The 18,023-nt window shown below is 66.9% G+C and carries 17 protein-coding genes; 8 read left to right on the top strand and 9 right to left on the bottom strand.

Annotated features, from left to right (window positions below; translation table 11 throughout):
* The first annotated feature begins 64 nt into the window (after window positions 1-64).
* The 6 genes from murJ to CEX87_RS10975 all read left to right on the top strand — a co-directional run bounded on the left by murJ (window position 65) and on the right by CEX87_RS10975 (window position 7,791).
* Window positions 65-3,694 (top strand): murein biosynthesis integral membrane protein MurJ, encoded by a 3,630-nt coding sequence (gene murJ / locus CEX87_RS11000; RefSeq protein WP_094287091.1) that lies wholly within the window; start codon window positions 65-67, stop codon window positions 3,692-3,694.
* Between the two features lie 87 nt (window positions 3,695-3,781).
* Window positions 3,782-4,354: an RNA polymerase sigma factor SigM gene (gene sigM, locus CEX87_RS10995; protein WP_094287090.1), complete on the top strand. Its 573-nt coding sequence runs from the start codon at window positions 3,782-3,784 to the stop codon at window positions 4,352-4,354.
* Between the two features lie 57 nt (window positions 4,355-4,411).
* Window positions 4,412-5,029 carry a hypothetical protein gene (locus CEX87_RS10990; protein WP_094287089.1) on the top strand — a complete coding sequence of 206 codons (618 nt, stop codon included), beginning with the start codon at window positions 4,412-4,414 and terminating at the stop codon, window positions 5,027-5,029.
* A gap of 90 nt (window positions 5,030-5,119) precedes the next feature.
* On the top strand, window positions 5,120-6,091 hold the full coding sequence (gene trxB, locus CEX87_RS10985; protein WP_064394701.1) for a thioredoxin-disulfide reductase: 972 nt from the start codon (window positions 5,120-5,122) through the stop codon (window positions 6,089-6,091).
* A gap of 13 nt (window positions 6,092-6,104) precedes the next feature.
* Window positions 6,105-6,440 carry a thioredoxin gene (trxA, locus tag CEX87_RS10980; protein ID WP_064394700.1) on the top strand — a complete coding sequence of 112 codons (336 nt, stop codon included), beginning with the start codon at window positions 6,105-6,107 and terminating at the stop codon, window positions 6,438-6,440.
* Between the two features lie 154 nt (window positions 6,441-6,594).
* Entirely contained in the window at window positions 6,595-7,791 is a 1,197-nt protein-coding gene (locus tag CEX87_RS10975; protein ID WP_064394699.1) for an N-acetylmuramoyl-L-alanine amidase, read from the top strand.
* Here the strand turns inward: CEX87_RS10975 and CEX87_RS10970 are convergent.
* The 9 genes from CEX87_RS10970 to rpmH form a co-directional block, all read right to left on the bottom strand.
* A complete protein-coding gene (locus CEX87_RS10970) occupies window positions 7,686-8,585 on the bottom strand; it encodes a hypothetical protein (RefSeq protein ID WP_064394698.1) in 900 nt (299 codons plus the stop codon). The genes CEX87_RS10975 and CEX87_RS10970 overlap by 106 nt on opposite strands.
* 207 nt (window positions 8,586-8,792) lie before the next feature.
* Window positions 8,793-9,776, bottom strand: a complete 984-nt coding sequence (locus CEX87_RS10965; RefSeq protein ID WP_064394697.1) for a ParB/RepB/Spo0J family partition protein — start codon at window positions 9,774-9,776, stop codon at window positions 8,793-8,795.
* Window positions 9,777-9,834: 58 nt separating this feature from the next.
* On the bottom strand, window positions 9,835-10,911 hold the full coding sequence (locus CEX87_RS10960; protein WP_233151340.1) for a ParA family protein: 1,077 nt from the start codon (window positions 10,909-10,911) through the stop codon (window positions 9,835-9,837).
* Window positions 10,908-11,597 (bottom strand): 16S rRNA (guanine(527)-N(7))-methyltransferase RsmG, encoded by a 690-nt coding sequence (gene rsmG / locus CEX87_RS10955; protein ID WP_198957200.1) that lies wholly within the window; start codon window positions 11,595-11,597, stop codon window positions 10,908-10,910. The genes CEX87_RS10960 and rsmG overlap by 4 nt, the downstream gene beginning before the upstream one ends.
* 59 nt (window positions 11,598-11,656) lie before the next feature.
* Window positions 11,657-12,202 (bottom strand): Jag family protein, encoded by a 546-nt coding sequence (locus CEX87_RS10950; RefSeq protein ID WP_064394695.1) that lies wholly within the window; start codon window positions 12,200-12,202, stop codon window positions 11,657-11,659.
* A gap of 34 nt (window positions 12,203-12,236) precedes the next feature.
* On the bottom strand, window positions 12,237-13,292 hold the full coding sequence (gene yidC / locus CEX87_RS10945) for a membrane protein insertase YidC (protein ID WP_416171901.1): 1,056 nt from the start codon (window positions 13,290-13,292) through the stop codon (window positions 12,237-12,239).
* Between the two features lie 43 nt (window positions 13,293-13,335).
* Complete coding sequence (gene yidD / locus CEX87_RS10940) at window positions 13,336-13,698, bottom strand: membrane protein insertion efficiency factor YidD (protein WP_082693593.1); 363 nt, start codon at window positions 13,696-13,698, stop codon at window positions 13,336-13,338.
* Window positions 13,695-14,054 (bottom strand): ribonuclease P protein component, encoded by a 360-nt coding sequence (gene rnpA, locus CEX87_RS10935; RefSeq protein WP_064394711.1) that lies wholly within the window; start codon window positions 14,052-14,054, stop codon window positions 13,695-13,697. Before rnpA ends, yidD begins: the two co-directional genes overlap by 4 nt.
* A gap of 33 nt (window positions 14,055-14,087) precedes the next feature.
* Complete coding sequence (rpmH, locus tag CEX87_RS10930; RefSeq protein WP_064346175.1) at window positions 14,088-14,231, bottom strand: 50S ribosomal protein L34; 144 nt, start codon at window positions 14,229-14,231, stop codon at window positions 14,088-14,090.
* A gap of 553 nt (window positions 14,232-14,784) precedes the next feature.
* Between rpmH and dnaA the strand changes: the two genes are divergently transcribed.
* Together dnaA and dnaN are read left to right on the top strand one after the other, a co-directional pair.
* Complete coding sequence (dnaA, locus tag CEX87_RS10925) at window positions 14,785-16,269, top strand: chromosomal replication initiator protein DnaA (RefSeq protein ID WP_064394693.1); 1,485 nt, start codon at window positions 14,785-14,787, stop codon at window positions 16,267-16,269.
* A gap of 551 nt (window positions 16,270-16,820) precedes the next feature.
* Entirely contained in the window at window positions 16,821-18,020 is a 1,200-nt protein-coding gene (gene dnaN / locus CEX87_RS10920) for a DNA polymerase III subunit beta (protein WP_064417739.1), read from the top strand.
* The last annotated feature ends 3 nt before the right edge of the window (window positions 18,021-18,023 follow it).

Genomic DNA, 18,023 nt, shown 5'->3' with positions numbered 1-18,023 from the left:
TCGGCTGTGATTGTGGTTCTGCCATTTGCTCGCTCGCGGGGAGGTATCGGACAGATCGATAGTTATGTTTGTTTTGTTACGAACACGGCTACCACCGAGACCTACACCTAGGCCTTCGTGGGCGGCGTCAGATGTGTGTAAGGGACAGCTCTCCGACGCGGCGGTGGTGTCGCGTTCGTGGGGCATGGCGGTTGCGACGCTGGTCAGCCGGCTCACGGGGTTCGCCCGCATCGTGCTGCTGGCGACGATCCTCGGCGCCGCACTCACCAGCGCGTTCTCGGTGGCCTACCAGCTGCCCAACTTGATCGCGGCGCTTGTACTCGAGGCGACGTTCACCGCGATCTTCGTGCCGGTGCTGGCGCGCGCCGAGCGCGACGATCCCGACAACGGCACGGCGTTCATCCGCCGCCTGGTCACGCTGACGACGACGCTGCTGCTGATCATCACCGCGCTGTCGGTGGCCTCGGCGCCGATGCTCGTCGACCTCATGCTCGGCAGCGACCCCGAAGTCAACCGCGACCTCACCACCGCGTTCGCCTACCTGCTGCTGCCGCAGGTGCTGTTCTACGGGTTGTCGTCGGTGTTCATGGCAATCCTGAATACCCGCAACGTGTTCGGGCCACCCGCCTGGGCACCGGTATGCAACAACATCGTCGCGATCGTGACGCTGGGTTTGTATCTCGTTGTCCCCGGCGAACTCTCGGTCGACCCGGTGCGGATGGGCAACGCGAAGCTCCTCGTGCTCGGTATCGGGATGACGCTCGGAACGGTGACGCAGGTCCTGGTGCTGTTGGCCGCGATCCGCCGCGAACGCATCAGCCTTCGCCCGCTGTGGGGCATCGATGAGCGGATGAAGCAGTTCGGCGCAATGGCCTCGGCGATGGTGCTGTACGTGTTGATCAGCCAGGTCGGGTTGATCGTCGGCAACCGAATCGCCAGCGGCGCCGCGGCTTCCGGGCCAGCGATCTACAACTACACGTGGCTGGTGCTGCAGTTGCCGTTCGGCATGATCGGGGTGACGGTACTGACCGTCGTGATGCCACGGTTGAGTCGCAACGCCGCCTCAAACGATCAACGCGCGGTGCTCGCCGACCTCTCGCTGGCCACCCGGCTGACGATGGTGACGCTCATCCCCATCGTCGCGCTGATGACGGTCGGCGGGCCCGCGATCGGCAGCGCGCTGTTCGCCTACGGCAATTTCGGTGAGGTCGACGCGAACTACCTGGGTATGGCGATCACGCTGTCAGCGTTCACGCTGGTCCCCTATGCGCTTGTGCTGCTTCAACTTCGGGTGTTCTATGCGCGACAACAACCGTGGACGCCGATCCTGCTGATCGTCGTGATCACGACCGTCAAGATCATCGCCTCGCTGATTGCGCCCTACCTCACCGACGACCCCGATCTGGTCGCCGGCTACCTCGGAGCTGCCAACGGGCTGGGCTTCGTCGCGGGCGCGGTGGTCGGTTACTTCCTGCTGCGCGCCAATCTCGACCCGCCGGGCGGCCGGCTCATCAACCTGCAAGTCGTGCGCTCGGTGCTGGTCACGATCGCCGCCTCGCTGCTCGCCGCGATGGCCGGCCAGGTCGCCGACAAGCTGTTCGGCCTGGAGTCGCTGACGCGGAGCTGGGGCGGTGCCGGCTCACTGCTGCGACTGGTCGTGCTCGGCGTGGTCATGGTGCCGGTCATCGTCGGCGTCCTCCTCGGTGCGCGCGTGCCGGATGCCCAGGCGGCCCTCGAGGCGGTCCGGCGACGACTCGGCGCTGGTGCCCGACCCGGCTCCAGGGGCGGCGGGGTAGCTGTCGGGGCCGCCGACCGGCCACGGACGCGCACCCCTCTCCCGTACCCTGAACAGAGGAATTCGTCCGCACCGGGGCGTCGGCACAGCCCGCCGGCCGTCCGACGCGGACCACCTGACCCCGTTGCCGGGGACCGGACGCGGAAAGGACCAGCGGTGAGCGACGAACCCGCAGGCGGCTCCGCGCCCGCACCCGATTCCGCGACCAGCAAGATTCCGACCGGTCAGTCCGACGTCGTCGCCGACGACCTGCGGCCCGACGTGCCCGATCCCGGTCAGACCACCGAGTTCGCCGCCGAGAACGGCACGACCCGGCTACCGGTCTCGGGCCGGCCGCCCTCGGACTACGGCGGTGATCCCACCCGCGAACCCCTCGCATTCGACCCGCCGCGCGAACCGGCCATCGAGGCCGCCACCTCCGACGAGGACGTCCACCTCATCCCGGGCGCAATGGTCGGCGGCGGCCGCTACCGCCTGCTGGTGTTCCACGGCGGCCCGCCCACGCTGCAGTTCTGGCAGGCACTCGACACAGCGCTGGACCGCCAGGTGGCGCTCACCTTCGTCGACCCGGACAACACCCTGTCCGACGAGGCGCTGCGCGAGATTCTGGCGCGCACCCGCAAGCTGAGCAGCATCGACATGCCCGGCATCGCCAGGGTGCTCGACGTGGTCAACACCGGATCCGGTGGGCTGGTCGTGTCGGAGTGGATCCGGGGCGGCTCGTTGACCGAGGTCGCCGACACGTCGCCGTCCCCGATCGGTGGCGCCAGGGCGATGCAGTCGCTGGCGGCGGCCGCCGAGGCCGCGCACCGTGCGGGAGTCGCGCTCTCGCTCGATCACCCGGGGCGGGTCCGGGTCAGCATCGAGGGTGACGTCGCGCTGGCCTTCCCGGCGACGCTGCCCGACGCGACACCCGAGGACGACATCCGCGGGATCGGGGCGGCGCTGTACGCGCTGCTGATCAATCGGTGGCCACTGCCTGAGCACGGCGTGCGCAGCGGGTTGGCCCCCGCCGACCTCGACTCGGCCGGACAACCGATCGAACCGCGCGCAGTCGATCGCCAGATCCCGTTCCAGATCTCGGCCGCGGCAGCGCGGGCCGTGCAGGAAGGCGGCGGCATCCGAAGCGCGCCGACCCTGCTGAATCTGCTCCAGCAGGCGACGGCGATCGCCGATCGCACCGAGCTGATCTCCCCGGTCGATGAAGCCGACCGCTCGGTGGCCCCGGGTGTTGCCGGCGCTACCGACCCGGAGACCGAGGCGCGGCGTCGCAAGGCCCTGATGATCGGGCTCGGCGTCGGCGGCGCCATCGTCGTGGTCGCGCTCGTGGTGCTGGCGACGGTGCTGAGCCGGATCTTCGGCGATGTCGGCGACGGCCTCGGCGGCGACCGGCTCGGGCTCAACGACCCGACCACCACAGAGTCGGCCGAAGGCAGCACCGACAGCGGCAATGTCGTCAAACCGACTGCGGTGTCGGTCTTTTCACCCGAGGGTGAGGCCGATGCGCCGTCCGATGCGCCGAAGGCGATCGACGGTGACAAGTCCACGGTGTGGCCGATCGACACCTACACCGACCCGGTGCCGTTCCCGAACTTCAAGAACGGCGTCGGGCTGATGCTGCAGCTGCCGCAGTCGACCACGGTCGGCGAGGTCGACATCGACCTCAACAGCACCGGCACGGCCGTCGAGATCCGCTCCGCGCAGTCCCCGACACCGTCGTCACTTGCCGACACCACCGTGCTGACCCCGGCCACCCAGCTCAAACCGGGCTCCAACACCATCAAGGTCGAGAACGCCTCGCCCACCTCCAACCTGCTGGTCTGGGTGTCGACGCTAGGCCAGGTCAACGGCGAGAGCCGGTCGGACATCGCCGAGGTCACGGTCAGGTCGACGTCCTGACCGCACGGTCGGCGTCCTGACGGGATTCATCCCCAGCCCGGCAAAGATGTGTCGGGAGACACCCGCGTAGCCGTTTAGTGTTCGGCTGTGGGGAGCTTCGGGGGGACGGCCGGGGACCGCAGCGACGCGGAGTTGCTCGCCGCGCACGTCGCCGGTGACCGCTACGCGTTCGAGGAGTTGTTCTACCGCCACCACCGGCAGCTGTACCGGATCGCGCGCATCATCAGCCGCAATGCCGACGACGCCGCCGACGCGCTGCAGGACGCGATGCTCAAGGCGCACCGGCGGGCGCCCGCCTTCCGCTACGACTCGGCGGTGAGCAGCTGGCTGTACCGCATCGTGGTGAACTCGTGTCTGGACCGGTTGCGGCGCAACAAAACCCGCGTCGCTGAAACGCTGTCCGACGATCAGGGCCACATCGGTGACCCGGCCTCGCGCGTGGACACCGCGATCGTCGTCGAGCGGGCGCTGATGCGGTTGCCCGTCGAACAGCGCGCCGCGGTGGTGGCCGTCGACATGCAGGGCTACTCGGTCGCCGAGACCGCCCGCATCCTCGGCGTGCCCGAAGGCACCGTCAAGAGCCGATGCTCCCGCGCCCGGGCCAAGCTGGCCGAGGCACTCGAGTACTTCGACGCGGAAACCGCCGCTCGCACCGACTGAGCGGAACCGCGGGCACATCCGCCGCGTCTTACGTGTCGTGGTGGAGACTGGCTAGCGATGCAGACCGGAACGGACGACGACTCGGATCCGGCGGTTGAGCGGGTGCGCCGCGGCCTGGCCGAGTTGGCGCACGACGAGGACTCCGCGCCGGACGTGCCCGCGGACGTCGCCGCACGCATTGGTGCCGCGTTACGGGCCGCCGGTGCACCCCGTCACGCCGTCGCACGGCCGCGGCTGCGCCGAATCCACGTTCTCGGGCTGGTCGCCGGCCTGGCCGCCGTGACCGCCGGGGTCATCATCGGCACGTCGACGCTGGTGCGCGATCCCGCACCACGGTTCTCCCAGCCCGGGCCCACCGCCGAGCGCATCACCGTGCCGCGCCGGCCGCCCGCCTTCCCGCTAACCGGTCCCCAGCTCACCGGCCTGCTCTCGGCACCGCCCGATTACGGGCCGCTGTCCGATCCGCGCCGCCGCACCGCCTGCCTCGAGGGACTGGGGCACCCAGCGACCACGCCCGTCCTCGGGGCGCTTCCGGTTGAGCTGACTGGGCGCCCGGCTGTCGTGCTGCTTCTGCCCGCGGGCACGGATGCCGACATCCTTGCCGTGGCCGTGGATGCTGCGTGCCATGCGGCTCACGGTGGGCTGCTGGCCGAAACCGTGGTCGCACGACCGTAGTCTGTCCCCCGAGGTTGTTCGGAAACTCCGGGAACACCACCGCCTACGCTGGTGTTATACCGGTGCCGCGAAAGTGGCAGAAAGGCGCTCATGACCACCACATCCACGGTTCACGATCTGATCATCATCGGATCCGGTCCGGCCGGCTACACCGCAGCGATCTACGCAGCGCGTGCGCAGTTGAAGCCCCTGGTGTTCGAAGGCGTCCAGTTCGGCGGTGCGTTGATGACCACCACCGAGGTGGAGAACTATCCCGGCTTTCGCAACGGCATCACGGGTCCCGAATTGATGGACGAGATGCGCGAACAGGCGTTGCGCTTCGGCGCGGACCTGCGCATGGAGGATGTCGACGCTGTCTCGCTCGAAGGTCCGGTCAAGACCGTCACCGTGGGCGACGACACCTACCGGGCGCGGGCGATCATCCTCGCGATGGGCGCTGCGGCGCGGCACCTCGGCGTGCCTGGCGAGGAGGCCCTGATGGGCATGGGCGTGAGCACCTGCGCGACCTGTGACGGGTTCTTCTTCCGCGAAGAGGACATCATCGTCGTCGGCGGCGGCGACTCGGCGATGGAGGAGGCGATCTTCCTGACCAAGTTCGCGCGCAGCGTCACCCTGGTGCACCGCCGCGACGAGTTCCGCGCCTCGCGGATCATGCTGGACCGCGCCCGCGCAAACGAGAAGATCACGTTCCTGACCAACACCGACGTCCTCGAGATCGAAGGCAGCCCCAAGGTCAGCGGAGTCCGGTTGCGCAACAAGGTGACCGGCGAGGAGTCGAAGCTGGCCGTCACCGGTGTGTTCGTCGCGATCGGCCACGACCCGCGTTCGGATCTGATCCGCGGCCAGGTCGACCTCGACGAGGACGGTTACGTCCTGACGCAGCAGGGGTCGACCAGCACATCGATCGAAGGTGTCTTCGCCGCAGGCGATCTCGTCGACCGCACCTACCGCCAGGCCATCACCGCTGCGGGCACCGGCTGCTCGGCGTCCATCGACGCCGAACGCTGGCTCGCCGAAATCGGTTCTGGCCCAAGCGATGAAACCATCGAAACACCCGTCTGATAGGAGTACCCCGATGACTGAGAGCACCGGATCCACGGTAGCGGTGACCGACGACTCGTTCTCCCAGGACGTGTTGTCCAGCAGCACACCGGTGCTGGTGGACTTCTGGGCGACCTGGTGCGGTCCCTGCAAGATGATCGCCCCGGTGCTCGAGGAGATCGCCACCGAAAAGGCGGGCGCGCTGACCGTCGCCAAACTCGACGTCGACGCCAACCCCGTCACGGCCCGCGATTTCCAGGTGGTGTCGATCCCGACGCTCATCGTGTTCAAAGACGGCTCCCCGGTGAAGCGGATCGTCGGCGCAAAAGGCAAGGCAGCGCTGCTGCGCGAACTCAGCGACGTGCTCTAGCCGCGCTCTAGCCGTCGTCCGGCGCCACAATCCGGGGCACGGACACCCGCCTGGGGTTTTCTTGAATCGGCGAAGTGTCTGCGACAATCGTGCCTAGCCCGTCAACTTGGTCGGCGCCCTCGCGCAGCTGACAACCGTGACTGAAAGGCCGCATATGTCCAGTCTGCGTCGCGGTGACCGCGGGTCCGCGGTCACCGAGATCAGGGCTGCACTGACGGCGCTGGGCATGCTCGACAACTCCGACGAGGAGATCACCACCGGCAGGCATATCGCGCTGGACTTGTTCGACGCCGAACTCGACCATGCCGTGCGGGCCTTCCAGCAGCATCGAGGTCTGCTGGTCGACGGGATCGTCGGCGAAGCGACGTACCGTGCGCTCAAAGAGGCGTCGTACCGGCTCGGCGCGCGCACGCTCAGCCACCAGTTCGGCGCCCCGATGTTCGGCGACGACGTCGCCACACTGCAGGCCCGACTCCAAGACCTCGGCTTCTACACCGGCCTCGTCGACGGACATTTCGGTCTGAGCACGCACAACGCATTGATGTCGTATCAGCGCGAGTACGGCCTGTACCCCGACGGGATCTGCGGCCCGGAGACGTTGCGCTCCTTGTACTTTCTGGGATCACGCGTCACCGGCGGCTCTCCGCACGCGATCCGCGAGGAGGAGCTCGTCCGCCGCTCCGGTCCCCGGCTCTCGGGTAAGCGCATCATCATCGACCCGGGCCGCGGCGGTGACGACCACGGTCAGATCATGCAGGGCCCGAGCGGGCCGATCAGCGAGTCAGACATCCTGTGGGATTTGGCGAGTCGGCTCGAGGGCCGGATGACCGCGATCGGTATGGAGACCTTCCTGTCGCGGCCGGCCAACCGTGCCCCCTCGGACGCCGAACGCGCCGCGACCGCGAACGCCGTCGGCGCCGACCTCATGATCAGCCTGCGCTGCGCCACCCAGCCCAGCCCCGGAGCCAACGGCGTCGCCTCGTTCCACTTCGGGAACTCACACGGCTCGGTGTCGACCATCGGCCGCAATCTCGCCGACTTCATCCAACGAGAAGTCGTGGCACGCACCGGATTACGCGATTGCCGCACCCATGGGCGGACGTGGGACCTGTTGCGTCTGACCCGGATGCCCACGGTGCAGGTCGACGTCGGCTACATCACCAACCCGCACGACCGGGCCATGCTGGTGTCCTCGCAGGCCCGCGACGCCATCGCCGAGGGCATGCTCGCCGCCGTCAAGCGGCTCTACCTGCTCGGCAAAAATGACCGTCCCACAGGCACTTTCACGTTCGCCGAACTGCTCGCCCACGAGCTCTCGGTCGAACAGGCCGGACGCGTCAGCCCGTCCTGACCGCCGATCGCGGTCAAGGACACCGAACTCGCGCCCGCCCCAACCGGCTGGCGTATCTGCGCGAACTCGAACAGGCGCTCCAACGCCGCTTCGACATCGGCCTTCCAGCCCAGCCCCTGCTCCAACTCGAGGCGCAGTCGCGGGAAGTACCGGTGCTGGGCGACAACGACGAAGCCCGCGTCCAGAAGTAGGTCCGCGTCGAGCACGCACTGTTCGACCGAGCAGTCGCCGAGGACTTCGACGACCGGGCGCAGCGACGGCGTCACCGCCCCCGGTTCGGCGAGCTCGCGGACTTCGGTGGTGTGCGCGAACGCTTCGAGCGCACGGGCGCCGCGCCGAACCAGGTCACCCACCACCGCCGAGATCAGCGCCCGCGACAAACCCTCGGCGTCCTCACCGGATTCGATACCCAGCGACGTGAGTAGGACGGCGTCGGCGCTGACGGGCGCGGTCGGGAACCGGTGTGCGCGCGGGACGGCCCCGGGCGGCGCGTAGAACGCGTATCCCAGGCACGCCTCGTCTCCGCGCAGCGGGACGGGCCCGTCGTCGGTCTCGCCGTCGGCGCACTGCACCGCGACCTGACCGCACGATCCCCATTCGAGCATGACCATCGACAGCCATGCCTCTTTCTCGAATTCGGGATCCGACAGGTGATCGTCGACGCCGGGAACCGCGGCGCCGGTCGCATCCCGCCCGAGGGTCGAAGGATCGACCTCCCAGTACACGCAGCGGCGGGCATGCTTGGGCAACTGCTCGAACGCTTCGAGCCGTAGAGGCGTGATGCGTGCCGACACTAAAGTCCCCGAGTCCTACGCGGTGCAGAGGTACACAGCTGCCACTCCAGAATAGAAGGGTGCGGACACCTCGACGCTCCGATTCGGGTGCCTCTCGCGCGGAGCGGCGAAACGCGTTGTGTCACAGGTGGTTTCCTTCGAAGGGCGGCAGTCACGCCGATGAGACCCGGGTTGTGTCACAGTGACGTAATTACCCGGTGTGGTAGGTCACCGTTCGGATGCGCTCATCAGTTCGACTATGCGCTGCAAATCATCGACCGACCCGAATTCGACCACGATCTTGCCTTTGCGTTTGCCGAGGCTGACCGTGACGCGGGTATCGAACGCCGTCGACAGCCGCTCGGCAACGTCCTGGAGGCCCGGCATGTTGATCGGCTTGCGCTTCGGCGCCGCCGGTGCGGCCGGACCCGCACTGTTGGCCAGCGTGACGGCTTCCTCGGTCGCTCGCACGGACAGCCCCTCGGCGACGATCCGCGCGGCGAGCTCCTCTTGCTTCTCCGGTCCGCCTTCCAGCGACAGGAGCGCGCGCGCATGTCCGGCGGAGAGCACCCCGGCGGCGACCCGGCGCTGTACGGCGATGGGCAGGCGCAGCAACCGGATCATGTTCGTGATCACCGGACGCGAGCGCCCGATCCGCGACGCAAGTTCATCGTGGGTGACCTCGAACTCGTCGAGGAGCTGCTGATAGGCGGCCGCCTCCTCCAACGGGTTCAGCTGCACGCGGTGGATGTTCTCCAACAACGCGTCGCGCAGCATGCTGTCGTCGGTGGTCTCGCGGACGATCGCCGGGATGGTCCCGAGGCCGGCCTCTTGGGCGGCGCGCCAGCGCCGCTCCCCCATCACGAGTTGGAAGCGGGCGCCTCCCGGTTCGGGCTGCGGAAGCGCGCGCACGACGATCGGCTGCATGAGACCGAACTCGCGGATCGAGTGGACGAGCTCGGCCAGCGCCTCCTCGTCAAAGACCTGGCGCGGCTGCCGCGGGTTCGGCTCGATCGATGCGGGATCGATCTCGCGGTACACCGCGCCGACCTCGTTCACCACGCCGTTGGACGGCCCGCCGATCACGACATCGGCGGCCGCGTCACCCATCCGCGGACCGAGCCCGGACTGGTCGCCGTCCGCTGGGCCGGTGGGGATGAGCGAAGCCAGGCCGCGGCCGAGACCGCTGCGCTTGCGTGTGGGTTGGCTCATCGTCTGCTCCTCTTCGCGTAAGCGCTCATCGGTACGTTCTGCCTTTCTCCGCAAACGCTCATCGGTTGTTTCGATTCTGACCGCGATCGGCGATCTCGCGGCTCGCGTCCAGATAACTCATCGCTCCGCGCGAGCCCGGGTCGTAGCCGAGGATCGTCATCCCGTAACCGGGCGCCTCGGACACTTTGACGCTGCGCGGGATGACGGTGCGTAGAACCTTGTCGCCGAAGTGGGCCCGCACATCGGAGGCCACCTGGTCGGCGAGCTTGGTTCGGCCGTCGTACATCGTCAAGATCACCGTGGTCACGTCGAGTTGCGGATTGAGGTGTGCCTTGACCATTTCGATGGTCCGCATCAGCTGGCCGACACCTTCCAGTGCGTAGTACTCGCACTGAATCGGGATCAGCACCTCGGGCGCCGCGACGAACGCGTTGATGGTCAGCAGGCCGAGCGACGGCGGACAGTCGATGAACACGTAGTCGAAGTTGAACTCCGTGAGCGACGCCAGTGCCGTGCGCAGGCGGCCCTCGCGGGCCACCATGCTCACCAACTCGATCTCGGCGCCGGCCAGGTCGATGGTCGCGGGCACACAGTAGAGCCGCTCGTTGTGGGGGCTGCGCTGCAGGGCGTCGCGCAGCGGGATCTCTCCGATCAACACTTCGTACGACGACGGCGTGCCCGGCCGGTGCTCGATGCCCAGTGCCGTGCTCGCGTTGCCCTGCGGGTCGAGGTCGATGACGAGCGTCTGCAGTCCCTGCAGGGCGAGCGCCGCCGCGATGTTGACGGCCGTGGTCGTCTTGCCGACCCCGCCCTTCTGATTGGCGATCGTGAACACGCGCTGCCGATCGGGCCGCGGAAGGCTGCCCTTCGACGCGGCGTGGAGCAGCCGCACCGCACGCTCGGCCTCGGCGCCGATCGGTGTATCGAGACCGACGGGATCCTCCCAGCGGTCCTGCTCCGCCCTCTCCGGCCACTTCTCCTTTTGGGTGTCAGTGGTACGCGGCGAGGTTTCACGTGAAACATCGGCCGTTCCCGTTGCCAGGCCGACTGCGACGGCATCGGTTTCACGTGAAACATTCGCGGCCTGATCCACGGATTCCGCGGGTGGTTGCACCCCGTTCCGCGACGCCGTCATCCTCGTCTCCTGCCCGTTGGTCGGTGCGTTACCGGCTTCTCCCGCCGTGCCACGACGACGGTCGCGGGTGGATCCAAGTAGTTCGCGCCACACCTCATCACCCTTACATCGGCCGCGCCGAGCGACGCCATCACACGCCGATGGTCGCGGATCTCCTCTTCGGCACGCTCGCCTTTGAGGGCGAGCATGTGGCCGTCGACGCGAAGGAGCGGCATGCTCCATCGAGTCAGCTTGTCCAGGGAGGCCACCGCCCTGGACACCACTACATCCGTCTCCCCCAACTGCTTCCTCACCCCCGGCTCCTCGGCCCGTCCGCGAACGACCGTCACGTCGATCCCGAGTTCGTCGACCATCTCGCGCAGGAACTCGCTGCGGCGCAGCAGTGGCTCGATGAGCGTCACGTGTAGGTCGGGTCGGGCCAACGCCAACGGTATCCCGGGAAGACCCGCGCCACTACCAATGTCGGCGACTCTCTGATCCGGCTCGACGAGTTCGGACAGCGCCACACTGTTGAGGATGTGGCGCTCCCAGATTCGCTCGACTTCGCGCGGACCGATCAGCCCGCGTTCGACGCCCGCACCCGCAAGCGTCGCGGCGTAGCGCTGGATTCGGTCGAGGCGCTCCTCGAACAAGGAGGCGGCCGCGTCCGGCGGCGCCGACACCTCCCCATGTTTCACGTGAAACATCCTCCGGATCGTCGCGTCGGACCGACGGCGCCAATGAACTACACGGTTGCAACTCTGGGTCAGTCGGCGAGGACGACCACGCGCCGCGACGGCTCGACGCCCTCGCTCTCGCTGTGGACGCCGTCGACGGCCGCCACCGCGTCGTGCACAATCTTGCGCTCGAATGGCGTCATCGGGGCCAGCTCTTCACGTTCGCCGGTCTCGAGCACGCGGCGCGCCACCTTGTCGCCGAGCGCGGCCAACTCGTCGCGGCGCCGGCGCCGCCAGCGCGCGATGTCGAGCATCAGACGGCTGCGCTCCCCCGTCTTCTGGTGCACGGCCAGCCGCGTGAGTTCCTGCAACGCGTCGAGCACTTCGCCCTTGCGACCCACCAACTTGTTCAGGTCGGCGCCGCCGTCGATGCTCACGACCGCGCGGTCCCCCTCGACGTCGAGATCGATGTCGCCGTCGAAGTCGAGCAGGTCCAACAACTCCTCGAGATAGTCGCCCGCGATCTCGCCCTCGGCGACCAACTTCTCCTCCAGATCGTCCTCGGCTACCGGCGCGGAGGCATTGCCGTCCTCATCGACGAGTTCGTCGCGCTCGGTCGTCTCGGCGTCAGTCATGTCCTTCTCTCCTCATTCCACCGGGATCGTCCGGTCACCGTTTACGTTTCTTGGGCCGCGCGCCGGGTCGCGGCGTACGGTTCGCTGCGCCGCTGGCTGCCTTGCCCGGGCTGCTGCCCGTCGGCTTCTTGTCCGCCGCGCCGTTCTCCGACGCGGCCTCGCTACTTTCGGACTCGTCGCTCGACACCGGCTCGGAAACCTCGGAGGTCTTCCCCGCCTGACTCTTACGGGTGCGTTTCGGCTTGGCTCCCGGCGGTGGTGCGTTCTTCGCCTGCCGCTCCTGCGCCTCGAGCTTCTGCGCCTCTTCTTCCTTCTCGATCTTGCCGAACACATAGTGCTGCTGACCGAAGGTCCAGATGTTGTTCGCGAGCCAGTACATGATGATGGCCAGCGGCAGGAACGGCCCACCGGCGACGACGCCGAACGGGAACACATACAGCGCCAGCTTGTTCATCAACGCGGTCTGCGGATTGGCTGCCGCCTCGGGGCTCTGCCGCGCCACCGAGGCCCGGCTGTTGAAGTACGTCGCGACGCCGGCCAGGATCATGATCGGCACACCGACGGCGATCACCGATGCCCGGTTGAACTCCTTGAACGCGTCCAGGCCGGTCGTCTGGATCATCCACCCACCGATCGGCGCGCCGAACAGATGGGCGTCCAGGAAGTGCCCGACGTCGGTGGCGCTGAACACGTAGTTGGGCAGCGACCGGTTCGTCACCGGATCCAGGTGCTGGGCCCCGATACCGTAGCCGCCGGTGCGGTTGAACGACCGCAGCACGTGGAACAGCCCGATGAACACCGGAATCTGAGCGAGCATCGGCAGACAGCCGAGGATCGGGTTGAACCCGTGTTCCTTCTGCAGTTTCTGCATTTCCAGCGCCATACGCTGACGGTCCTTGCCGTACTTCTTCTGCAGCGCCTTGATCTGCGGCTGCAGCTCCTGCATTTGGCGCGTCGTCCGGATCTGCTTCACGAACGGCTTGTAGAGAATCGCGCGCAGGGTGAACACCAGGAACATCACCGAAAGCGCCCACGCGAAAAAGTTCGATGGACCCAGCAGGAAGGCGAACAGCTTGTACCAGACCCACATGATCGCCGACACCGGGTAGTAGATGATGTCGAGGCTGAACCAGTTAAACACGCGTCTCGCTTCCTGCTCGCAATGCTGGATGGCTACCGCTGACGTCGGCAGTGGTGTTCCGATCCTCTGAAGACTCGTTCGCGGGAGCGCCCGCCACGTCTTGGTCGCCGTGTCCCCCGGCTGCCGGGCGCTCTGGGATCGGGTCCCATCCTCCCCTATGCCACGGCCCGCATTTCAACAGCCGTACCGTCGCGAGCCAACCGCCGCGCACCAGCCCGTACTCGGTCAATGCGTCGACGGCGTACTGGCTACAGGTCGGGGTGAATCGACACGTCGGCAGCCGCAACGGCGAGATGGTGTGCCGGTACAGCTGAATCACGAAGATGACGGCGCGTGCCGTCCGCGCCGACCTCACAGGGCGGCCTCGGACTTGGGTCTGACTCGGCGAAGGGCTGTGCGCAGTTCTTGTTCGAGCCGCGCCGATATCGCATGCCGGCTGCTGGGCAGGGCGCGGATCACGACGCGATCGGCGGGGTCCAGCTCATCGACGAGGGATCGCGCGACGTGGCGCAGCCGCCGCGAGACGCGATGGCGTTGCACCGCCGTGCCGACCGCTTTGGAGACGACCAGACCGATCCGGGGTCCGGGCTCTGAGCGCTCATCGGACCGCAGGGCGTGCACGACGAGATCGGGCTGCACAGCGCGCACCCCTCGGCTGACCGTGTTCCCGAACTCCGTTGACCGCGTCATGCGGTACCGCGCCGGAAGCACCAGCGTCAACTCCCGCTCGAAGTCACGTGGGAGTCACGCAGTCAGCTTGCGCCGACCCTTGCTCCGGCGGTTCGTGACGATCGCACGGCCTGCCCGGGTGCGCATCCGCAGCCGGAAGCCATGCACGCGCGCCCGGCGCCGGTTGTTCGGCTGGAAGGTCCGCTTGCCCTTGGCCACGGCTGTCTCCTTGTTGCGTCTGGCACCCGCAGCCCCCACCGACGACGTACGAATCGGTTTGGACGCAGTTGCCGTTGGTAAGCTCGTCCATCTTGCTAGCCGGCGCGGTCCCCGGTCGATGCCCGGGTCGCAGCCGTATCGCCTCGTACGGGCGACTGTTCGAGGGTACTGAGGAGTTTTCGCTGGGTCAAACCTGGCCGAATCTCAGTGTGGACAGCCACATTTGCAACACGCGTCACCGCCGACCAACAGCGGAAAATATCCGTCCATGCAATGTTGCAGAACGGTTGGCACCCGCGAAGAAAACTGTTAGCTTCTGCCAATGCCGCTTCGATAACGAAACGGCGACGGACAACGAAGCGAGGATGCCCGACCAGTCGTGAGCCCACAGGATGCCTCACATCTGTGATGTGGCCCGACCCGCGGCCTCCCCGCCGGTAGAAAACAGAACGACGACGACTGTCCAGTCTCCACAGCCTGTGGATAACTTTGTGGACAGATCGTCATCGTTCCTTTGGTCGTCTCTGGGCCGGCCGCAAGGGGGTAGTCGTCGTTGACAGCTGACCCCGACCCCCCATTTGTGGCCGTATGGAACACGGTGGTCGCCGAACTCAACGGCAGCCCCGCAGGTGCGGGTGGCGACATGGCGGGCCCGGGCCTCACTCCTCAGCAAAGAGCCTGGTTGAAGCTGGTCAAACCCCTTGTGATCACCGAGGGCTTTGCCCTGCTGTCGGTGCCCACCCCATTTGTGCAGAACGAGATCGAACGTCATCTGCGGGAGCCGATCATCACCGCGCTGAGCCGTCAGCTCGGACAGCGCGTCGAACTCGGTGTGCGTATCGCCGACCCCGGACCCGACGACACCGACGGCCCGCTCGGCGGACTCTCGGCCGTCGGTGAACCCGACGAAGTCGACGAGGATTTCGAAGCCAGGGCGAGCGCCGAGGAAAGTTGGCCAACCTACTTCACCAGCCGGCCGCCGAACACGCTGACCGACGACCCGACGGCGGTCAACCTCAACCGGCGCTACACCTTCGACACGTTCGTCATCGGCGCCTCGAATCGGTTTGCTCACGCGGCGACGCTCGCGATCGCCGAGGCACCCGCGCGCGCGTACAACCCGTTGTTCATCTGGGGTGAGTCCGGGCTGGGCAAGACCCACCTGCTGCACGCAGCGGGCAACTACGCCCAGCGGCTGTTTCCGGGGATGCGCGTCAAGTACGTGTCGACCGAGGAATTCACCAACGACTTCATCAACTCGCTGCGAGACGACCGCAAGGCCTCGTTCAAGCGCAGCTACCGCGACATCGACGTGTTGTTGGTCGACGACATCCAGTTCATCGAGGGCAAGGAAGGTATCCAGGAGGAGTTCTTCCATACCTTCAACACGCTGCACAACGCCAACAAGCAGATCGTGATCTCGTCGGACCGGCCCCCCAAGCAGTTGGCCACCCTCGAGGACCGGTTGCGCACCCGGTTCGAGTGGGGACTGATCACCGACGTCCAACCCCCGGAGCTAGAGACGCGCATCGCAATCCTGCGCAAGAAGGCCCAGATGGACCGTCTCGACGTGCCCGATGACGTCCTCGAGCTCATCGCCAGCAGCATCGAGCGCAACATCCGCGAACTCGAAGGCGCCCTGATCCGGGTCACCGCATTCGCGTCGTTGAACAAGACCGCGATCGACAAGTCGCTGGCCGAGATCGTGCTGCGCGATCTGATCTCGGATGCCAGCACCATGCAGATCAGCACCGCGACGATCATGGCCGCCACCGCCGAGTACTTCGAGACAACCGTCGAGGAGTTACGCGGCCCCGGTAAGACCCGCGCGCTCGCGCAATCCCGGCAGATCGCCATGTATCTGTGCCGCGAGCTGACCGACCTGTCCCTGCCCAAGATCGGGCAGGCGTTCGGCCGTGACCACACCACCGTGATGTACGCGGAGAAGAAGATTCGCGGCGAGATGGCCGAGCGGCGTGAGGTCTTCGATCACGTCAAAGAACTCACGACGCGCATCCGTCAACGCTCCAAGCGCTGACTCACATCGCTCCCCCTCCCACCCGTCGCGCTCGTTCGCGTCCGGCTGGATCCGTTTCGACAGAAATTTCGTCAAAAATCTTCTGTACCGCCGGCATCACCAGTCACAGCGCGGCGTTGTGCACACCGGTGTGGAGAACCTGGGATCAACCGCCGAACCACCAGCCGATTGCTACACACCCTCCAGCGTCTCCACAGTCTGTCCCGCCCGGCGCCGCGGTCATCCACAGTTACCTCACAGCCGCCTACGCCCGTACGCAGCGTTGACATGTATTCATCCCCAGTCTCCACAGGCCCTAATACTGTTGCTTGTATATCTCTCAAGAATCTCCTTCGAAGAAGGCGCTTGGGGAAGCACGGAACCATCGACGGTCCCACCGGCCGGAGGGCCTCGATGTCACCCCGATCGATTAGCTTTCAAGTTGGGGCGGAAAGCTCTACGGTGATTCAGCACAGCCGTTACCGTCGTCGGGGACGCATCGTTGAGACGCGTGGTGAGACACCGGGAAACCGCTGTTCGAGGCTTGTCGTGATTGTGATCGAAGGGACCCTATGGACGTGGCGACGACAACGGTTGGTGTCACCGATCTGAAGTTCCGTCTGGTACGTGAAGACTTCGCCGAAGCCGTGGCATGGGTGGCCCGCAATCTGCCCTCCAGGCCCACGGTGCCAGTGCTCGCCGGCGTCCTGCTGACCGGCTCCGAGGACGGATTGACAATCTCCGGATTCGACTACGAGGTTTCCGCCGAGGTGCGGGTGCCCGCCGAGATCGCTTCACCCGGCAGCGTTTTGGTTTCCGGTCGACTGTTGTCCGACATCACCCGGGCGTTACCCGCCAAACCGATCGACGTCAGCGTCGACGGGACACGGGTGGCGCTGACGTGCGGTAGTTCGCGCTTCTCGCTGCCGACGATGGCCGTTGAGGACTACCCAACGCTGCCCACCCTGCCCGACGAGACCGGCGTCGTATCCGCCGAACTGTTCTCCGAAGCGATCGGCCAGGTAGCCGTCGCGGCCGGCCGCGATGACACGCTGCCGATGCTGACCGGCATCCGCGTCGAAATCGCCGGGGAGAAGGTCGTTTTGGCCGCCACCGACCGGTTCCGGCTGGCGGTCCGCGAGTTGACGTGGTCGACCGCCGGGCCTGACCTGGAAGCCGCCGTGCTCGTGCCCGCCAAGACACTTTCGGAAGCGGCCAAAGCCGGCTCCGACGGCGGCGACGTGCATCTGTCGCTGGGCGCCGGATCGGCAGTCGGCAAGGAGGGGTTGCTCGGTATCAGCAGCGGGGGCAAGCGCAGCACCACGCGTCTGCTCGATGCGGAGTTCCCGAAATTCCGGCAGCTGCTGCCCACCGAGCACACCGCGATGGCCACGATCGGTGTCGGTGAACTCACCGAGGCCATCAAGCGTGTGGCGCTGGTGGCTGACCGCGGCGCCCAGGTGCGGATGGAATTCTCCGAGGACTCGCTGCACCTGTCGGCCGGCGCCGACGACGTGGGCCGCGCGGAGGAGGATCTTCCGGTCAGCTTCTCCGGCGACCCGCTGACCATCGCGTTCAACCCCACGTATCTGACCGACGGCCTGAGCTCGTTGCATTCCGAGCGGGTCACCTTCGGTTTCACGACGCCCAGCCGTCCCGCGGTGTTGCGTCCGGCCAATGACGACGACGCAGATGTCGATGCGACGGGACCGTTCCCCGCCCAACAGACCGACTACGTCTACCTGCTGATGCCGGTGCGCCTACCTGGCTGACCG

The sequence above is a fragment of the Mycobacterium lehmannii genome, from assembly GCF_002245535.1.
Classification (GTDB): Bacteria; Actinomycetota; Actinomycetes; order Mycobacteriales; family Mycobacteriaceae; genus Mycobacterium; species Mycobacterium lehmannii.
Note: the sequence above shows the minus strand (reverse complement) of the source record. Positions and strands in the feature narration are given on the sequence as shown.

What these genes read in the sequence shown, in the direction of transcription:
- murJ (WP_094287091.1), top strand. Translation starts at nt 65, where the DNA reads ATGTTTGTTTTGTTACGAACACGGCTACCACCGAGACCTACACCTAGG.
- CEX87_RS10990 (WP_094287089.1), top strand. Translation starts at nt 4,412, where the DNA reads ATGCAGACCGGAACGGACGACGACTCGGATCCGGCGGTTGAGCGGGTG.
- trxB (WP_064394701.1), top strand. Translation starts at nt 5,120, where the DNA reads ATGACCACCACATCCACGGTTCACGATCTGATCATCATCGGATCCGGT.
- trxA (WP_064394700.1), top strand. Translation starts at nt 6,105, where the DNA reads ATGACTGAGAGCACCGGATCCACGGTAGCGGTGACCGACGACTCGTTC.
- CEX87_RS10975 (WP_064394699.1), top strand. Translation starts at nt 6,595, where the DNA reads ATGTCCAGTCTGCGTCGCGGTGACCGCGGGTCCGCGGTCACCGAGATC.
- CEX87_RS10965 (WP_064394697.1), bottom strand. Translation starts at nt 9,776, where the DNA reads ATGAGCCAACCCACACGCAAGCGCAGCGGTCTCGGCCGCGGCCTGGCT.
- CEX87_RS10960 (WP_233151340.1), bottom strand. Translation starts at nt 10,911, where the DNA reads ATGACGGCGTCGCGGAACGGGGTGCAACCACCCGCGGAATCCGTGGAT.
- rsmG (WP_198957200.1), bottom strand. Translation starts at nt 11,597, where the DNA reads ATGTTTCACGTGAAACATGGGGAGGTGTCGGCGCCGCCGGACGCGGCC.
- CEX87_RS10950 (WP_064394695.1), bottom strand. Translation starts at nt 12,202, where the DNA reads ATGACTGACGCCGAGACGACCGAGCGCGACGAACTCGTCGATGAGGAC.
- yidC (WP_416171901.1), bottom strand. Translation starts at nt 13,292, where the DNA reads ATGTGGGTCTGGTACAAGCTGTTCGCCTTCCTGCTGGGTCCATCGAAC.
- dnaN (WP_064417739.1), top strand. Translation starts at nt 16,821, where the DNA reads ATGGACGTGGCGACGACAACGGTTGGTGTCACCGATCTGAAGTTCCGT.